The sequence below is a fragment of the Gluconobacter sp. Dm-62 genome (assembly GCF_018256155.1).
Lineage (GTDB): Bacteria > Pseudomonadota > Alphaproteobacteria > Acetobacterales > Acetobacteraceae > Gluconobacter.
Genome location: NZ_JAERLY010000043.1, coordinates 1 through 4,048, shown reverse-complemented (window position 1 = coordinate 4,048; position 4,048 = coordinate 1). Strand labels below are relative to the sequence as shown.

At 50.2% G+C, this 4,048-nt stretch carries 3 protein-coding genes and 3 pseudogenes; 5 read left to right on the top strand and 1 reads right to left on the bottom strand.

From position 1 onward, the window contains the following. Nucleotides 1-151: 151 nt before the first annotated feature. From JK202_RS16065 to JK202_RS16055, 3 genes and pseudogenes are all read left to right on the top strand, one after another. Entirely contained in the window at nucleotides 152-454 is a 303-nt protein-coding gene (locus JK202_RS16065) for a hypothetical protein (RefSeq protein ID WP_211562491.1), read from the top strand. Nucleotides 455-457: 3 nt separating this feature from the next. Beyond that, the gene (locus JK202_RS16060; protein ID WP_211562489.1) at nucleotides 458-721 is read left to right on the top strand and encodes a hypothetical protein; all 264 of its coding nucleotides are present in this window, start codon (nucleotides 458-460) and stop codon (nucleotides 719-721) included. Between the two features lie 132 nt (nucleotides 722-853). Next, nucleotides 854-1,467 (top strand): annotated as a pseudogene (locus JK202_RS16055) (IS5 family transposase); the annotation flags it as partial. Between the two features lie 131 nt (nucleotides 1,468-1,598). Here the strand turns inward: JK202_RS16055 and JK202_RS16050 are convergent. After that, nucleotides 1,599-2,573 (bottom strand): annotated as a pseudogene (locus JK202_RS16050) (IS5 family transposase); the annotation flags it as partial. Nucleotides 2,574-2,774: 201 nt separating this feature from the next. On the opposite strand from JK202_RS16050, the gene JK202_RS16045 reads away from it, so the two are divergent. Then, a complete protein-coding gene (locus JK202_RS16045) occupies nucleotides 2,775-3,605 on the top strand; it encodes a transposase (RefSeq protein WP_211562487.1) in 831 nt (276 codons plus the stop codon). Continuing rightward, nucleotides 3,605-3,970, top strand: a pseudogene (locus JK202_RS16040) (transposase); the annotation flags it as partial. The gene JK202_RS16045 and the pseudogene JK202_RS16040, both read left to right, overlap by 1 nt. Nucleotides 3,971-4,048: the final 78 nt, after the last annotated feature.

Below are 4,048 nucleotides of genomic sequence, written 5' to 3'. Positions count from 1 at the left end.
AGAACCGTCAATCAAATCGCCACAAGTCAGAAATTACCAGCCAAGCACATCAATCAACGGCTCTTCGATCCCTCCATGCCGTCAAGAAAATTGACTATTATGTAAAGTTCCTATATAATAATATTATGCTATTTTTTAATAAGACCTAAAAATGAGAAGTTTTGCTAAAAATAAAAAAATATTATTTCGTGCAGGTCAGGAATGGATTCCTTTTTCAGTAACGATTGAGAGACGTCTAGTATTAGAGGTAACCGATTGGGAAATAATCTACGTCCAAGAAAAAGACCCTTTTAATTGTACTCCTCGTGTGGGTGGTAAAAGTAATTTTCGTGTTTGGATAAAATACTCCAAAGCGATCGAGATAAATACGCTAGACCAGACCGAAGATGGATGGTACGATAACAAGCCTGAGTGGATAAAAAAACGTTTACATGTGTTAGGGAGCAAAAATTAATATATGGAAAATACTAATGATTTCCAACAAAATGATATGTTTGACGTTTCGCAAGCCTTGAAAGAAGGGTGGACAGTCGAATATGATAACTGCCAAGGTGCTCGTATTCGTGGTATCGCTTACAGCGATCTGCAGGCATGGTGGCATGTTGCTAAAGAAGTAGAACGAGGTTCTGAATATCATCAATTAGCCTTGCTTGAACTTTCTGATAAAGAACGATTTGCTTTGGAGCTGAATTGTGGCCCCATATCTACGCCTAATATTTAGAGTGTAAGAGCCTGATTCAAAAAGTGGTCTGGGTAATTTTTCACAACATTCTCCGAATATAATTTACTATGGGCTCATGACCCATTGATTTAATTGTGAAAATCCGATTCGGGCTCTGCGAGGAGACTGGAAATGAGCGACCTGTTTTGTCTGAAAGACGAACAGATGGATCGTCGGCAGCCCTTTTTCCCAAAGAGCCACGGTAGACCTCGTGTTGATGGCCGTCGCGTGTTAAGTGGGATCATTTTTGTGAACCGCAATGGGATGCGCCCCGGGAATACGGCCCCCACAAGACGCTGTACAACCGTTGGAAGCGTTGGAGCGACACGGGCATTTTCATGCGGATGATGGATGGCCTGTCTGCTGCGAAAGCCGAGCCTTAGATAATCATGATTGATGCGACGTATCTCAAAGCGCACCGTACGGCTTCAAGCCTGCGGCTAAAAAAGGGGACCCAAGCCCCCTGATCGGTCGCACCAAAGGGAGTATGAATACGAAGCTGCATGCGGTCACGGATCAGAACGGACGACCGCTGAGATTTTTCATGACGGCGGGGCAGATCAGCGATTATACTGGTCCGCTGCCCTGCTGGACAGCCTTCCATGGCACAGTGGATGCTGGGAGATCGAGGTTATGATGCTGACTGGTTCAGAGACGCCCTGGAAGAGAAAGGGATCAGGCCCTGCATTCCGGGGCGAAGATCCCGCCGAAAACCAGTCAAATACGACAAACAAAAATATAAACGTGGAGGGATCGAAGAACCCTTGGTTGATACACTTGGCCTGTAATGTCTGGCATTTGGCGATTTGATTGACGGTTCTTTAGGTCGCGTTTGATCTGCGTTTTGAGCAGGTTGGGGCTGTACCCCGCTGAATGACTACGCGCTCGCGTTCAATCTTTCGAGGAAGAGGAAGCGGCGCATGTTGTAGACGATATTGGCCAGGCCGATCCTCATGGTGGCCCGGGTGATACCGACAGTTCGGATGAACAGTCCCGTCTGTGATTTTTGATCGGCAAAGACATGCTCGACGCGCGAGCGGATCACTGATTTCCCTGCATTGGACCGCTGGATATGGCGGGGCATGGGCTTGAGATGCGGCTTTTTCCTGTGAACTTTCGAGACGAAACCCTCTTTGTCCATGAAGTCCTCATTGGCTTTCGAACGATAGGCGGTGTCTGCCCAAACGGTTGAGGCTGTATTGGTTTTATCCAGAAGGCCCTCGCGCAGTCTGGCACCATCACTGGCAGCAGCATCCGTTGCCTTCCATTTCCGGATGAACCGAAACTTCCGGTCGATGGAAACATGCGATTTATAGCCAAAGAACGGAATGGCGAGGTCCGTGGTCGGGAGCGTCCCGTCCTCCTGCCGCTTCGCCTTCGTGAACTTCAGTGTCCAACGGGCGTGCCTGTCCTTGTGGGACAGCTTTACCGGCTTGTCTTCCCAGCCTTCGGGGATTTGTCCTGCCCGAAGATCGGCTTTCTCTCCGTTGGTATTGCGCTGCTTTGGAGCAGCTACCAATGTCGCATCCAGGATCTGGCCCGACATTGGCAGATAACCGGCGTTCCGCAGAGTTGCATCAAACCGGTCAAGCAGTCTTTCAATAGCTCCCGCCTGGGTCAGACGCTCACGGAACAGCCAGACCGTTTTGGCATCGGGAACACGGTCCGACAGTCCCAGACCGAGGAAGCGCATGAAGGACAAGCGGTCGTTGATCAGATATTCCGTTCGCTCGTCGGAAAGATTGTTCAGCGTCTGGATCACCAGGATTTTGAACATCAGCACCGGATCAAACGGGGGACGGCCGCCTTTGATCCTGTCTGAATAGGCCAGAGCCTTCTCCAGATCCTGGCGGCCATACCGTCATTTGGTGGACCACGTCTTGATCCAGTCCACATTCCGGATCCGCAAAGCCACGCTCTTCAACGTCTAACCAAACAGAGAAGCCGCTTTCAGAACGAGATCGCGGATGCCAGGCGGCGCCTGCTTGATCTCATTCGTTGGGCATCCCCCAGGCTTGAAGCAGTCTTGCCCGACTTAGGAACACGGCTCTCTTTGGCCCTGTTGCAGAAATGGTTTCACCCCTCGGATGTTTTGAAGGCGCGTCGTACGACACTCGCCAAATATGTTGGAGCTCATGCGGGAGGGAACCATCCGCGCAGTGGGCCCTTTGTGGAAACGCTGATCACAGGGTTACGTGAAGCAGCGCAATACGCCCAGAACCTTCATGGGACACACATTGATTTTTCGGAACTGCAATTCGAAATCGCGACGGAAATTGAGAATGTTCTGAAGAAAATTCAAATAGTTGGAAATCTTGAGCAGCATATTGCAGATCTCTACAAACACCTCGACCCACAGGCTCTTCTGCTCAGTATTCCGGGTGTCGGCCGTCATCTCGCACCGACCCTGATTGGTATCTTGCAGAACATTGAGCGGTTTCATTCCGAAAAACATTTACGGGGTTTTTGTGGCCTGTTTCCCAGGAGGGCTGATAGTGGTGGTGTGGAGCGAGCGGGCCAGACCCTGACCCAGGGTAGCAATAACCGCATCAAACACGCACTTTATCTTGCTGCTGATACGGCACGAAAAACAGATCCTGAACTGGCAGAACTTTATTGGAGGCTGATGACGGTGAAAGGTCATCATCACAAACAGGCTTTATGTGCCGTTGCCAATCGTATTGTGAACCGGATCTTCAGCGTTCTCAAACGAGGAAAGCCTTATGAAGTGCGCGACAGGGAGGGAAACGGCATCACCATGTGTGAAGCAAAAGCTATCATTCTGGAGCGTTATACTGTCGGAGAAAACATCAGAGCAGGACGTCGTTCCAATCGGATCGAAAAGAACTCCTGCAACCGGAAAAATTGCTTGCGCTCTCGGTAGAAGATCACGTCTCTATCGATCGGAAATACCGGTTCATCCGGAAATGGAAAACAACGCATGCAGCCGCCAGTGATGGCGCGCGATTGAGAGAGGGGCTGCTGGATAAAGCCAATACGGCCTCAAGTGTCTGGGCTGATACAGCGTATCGCTCAAAAGCCAATGAAAACTTCATGGAAAAGCAGGCCTTTGTCTCAAAGGTTCACAGGAAGAAGCCGCATCTCAAGCCCATGCCCCGCCATATCCAGCGATCCAACGCCGGAAAGTCCGTGATCCGATCCCGCGTCGAGCATGTCTTTGCTGACCAGAAATCGCAAATGGGATTGTTTATCCGGACCGTCGGTATCACACGGGCTACCATGAGGATCGTGAACCGCCCTGGGATTGGCGGAGACTGGTTTTCTTAAGTTATGCTGCCAGTGGGAGGTGGTCCATAGCGGCATAAA